Annotated in this window: 3 protein-coding genes; all 3 read left to right on the forward strand. The window is 58.2% G+C overall.

Features of this window, described 5'->3' with window-relative positions; genetic code table 11:
- Positions 1-419, forward strand: a 419-nt coding sequence (locus tag ACH2EH_RS13165; protein ID WP_395142372.1) for a substrate-binding domain-containing protein, incomplete at its 5' end; no start/stop codon positions are given.
- Positions 416-1270: a DUF1559 domain-containing protein gene (locus ACH2EH_RS13170; RefSeq protein WP_395142374.1), complete on the forward strand. Its 855-nt coding sequence runs from the start codon at positions 416-418 to the stop codon at positions 1268-1270. The genes ACH2EH_RS13165 and ACH2EH_RS13170, both read left to right, overlap by 4 nt.
- 29 nt (positions 1271-1299) lie before the next feature.
- Positions 1300-1544 (forward strand): FAD-dependent oxidoreductase (locus ACH2EH_RS13175; RefSeq protein ID WP_395142376.1); only part of this gene is annotated, 245 nt, incomplete at its 3' end.

Here is a 1544-nt window from a genome sequence, read left to right on the forward strand (position 1 = left end):
TAGGCTACCAGGAAGCGTTGGCTGCTGCGGGGCTGGAGGCGCAGTGTCTTACTCTCGCGGAGGCATTGGATGTGGTCTCAAAGCCCGATCATCCAACGGCTTTTATAGCCTACAACGATAATGCTGCTTGGCAGCTCACCGTTACGGCACGAGAGATGGGGCTCTATGTCCCCGACGATCTCTCGATTATTGGTTTTGATAACAATGTGCTGGCGGAGACCGCCGTCCCGCCACTCACCACCGTCGAGAACCCTCTCGACGCGCAGGCGGAAGGAGCGCTCAAAGTGCTCCAGTGTCTGTTGCAGGGCAAGGAGCCGCCCCAAATGGCCCCGATCCCGACCTGCCTGATCCACCGCCAAAGTACGGCGGCCCCGACAGGCTCATCTCTAAAACTTCCACAGAAGGAACCTCAGCAATGAAACGTGCTTTTACCCGCACAGCGGGCTTTACATTAATCGAACTTCTCGTGGTGATCGCAATCATCGCGATTCTCGCCGCTATTCTCTTTCCCGTCTTCGCACAGGCCCGTGAAAAGGCCCGCCAGACCGCCTGCCTCTCCAACCTTAAGCAGATCGGGGTTGGTTTAATGATGTATACGCAGGACTATGATGAAGTCCTACCCGGCAACCACACAGGAGCCCCACACAACAACCAAGGCGATGCAGGTCTGACCAATGCTGCAGGTACCACCAACCCTCTGGGCTTTATGACTCCTGAGGTGGCAGTGGGCTCCACCGTTGTTCGCAACTGGCAGCGTGATATCCAGCCCTACATCAAGAACCTTCAGGTCTACCTCTGCCCCAACACAACCCCACGCTCCAGCTTCAGCGCGGGCAGCGCCTACGCGGAGACCAATGTGGCGGGTGGCGGCAACGGAAGCTACTTCCTCAATGGAATAGTATCGTCCAAGGCCCTGGCCGCGATTCCCGCCCCTGCGGATATTGTCTTCGCCCAGGAGTATAAGTTCAAGACCCGTGTCGGCCAAGTACGGCCCTGTGTCGTGACGGGTTCGACCACGCGCTTCTATCAGTTCAACCACCCCTTCTATGATGTGCAGCATGCAGGCGGTAGCACGGGCGGCGCGAACCTGCTCTACTGCGACGGTCACGCGAAGTTCAAGAAGAAAACAGCGATCAAGTTTCTAGAGTTTGGTGCCGATATGACCGGGCAGCCGAACGTCAACCTGACCTTCACCGATGAGCTCACGGGCTGCTCCGCAGCAACGGGTGTCTGTGCACAAAACGGTATGCAGTTCAACGCTGCGTTCTAACACATAGGATTTGATACACTGGGGACGTTATGAGAACGGATGAACTAACGTCCCTTTTTTATTGGAAGCCTCCAACGGGTGCGCAGAAGCCCCACACGCGTCACGCCGATCTCTGTGTCTATGGCGGCACAGCGAGCGGCGTGAGCGCGGCGGTGCAGGCGGCTCGCCTCGGGCTACATGTACTACTCATCGCGCCCGAGCGGCACATTGGCGGACTCACGGCGGGCGGACTCTCGTACACCGACACGGGGCGCAAAGAGGCAATTGGCGGGCT

The organism is Armatimonas sp. (assembly GCF_043760365.1).
GTDB lineage: Bacteria > Armatimonadota > Armatimonadia > Armatimonadales > Armatimonadaceae > Armatimonas.

Excerpts from the sequence above, each read along its gene's own strand:
- ACH2EH_RS13170 (WP_395142374.1), top strand. The coding sequence starts at position 416 with ATGAAACGTGCTTTTACCCGCACAGCGGGCTTTACATTAATCGAACTT.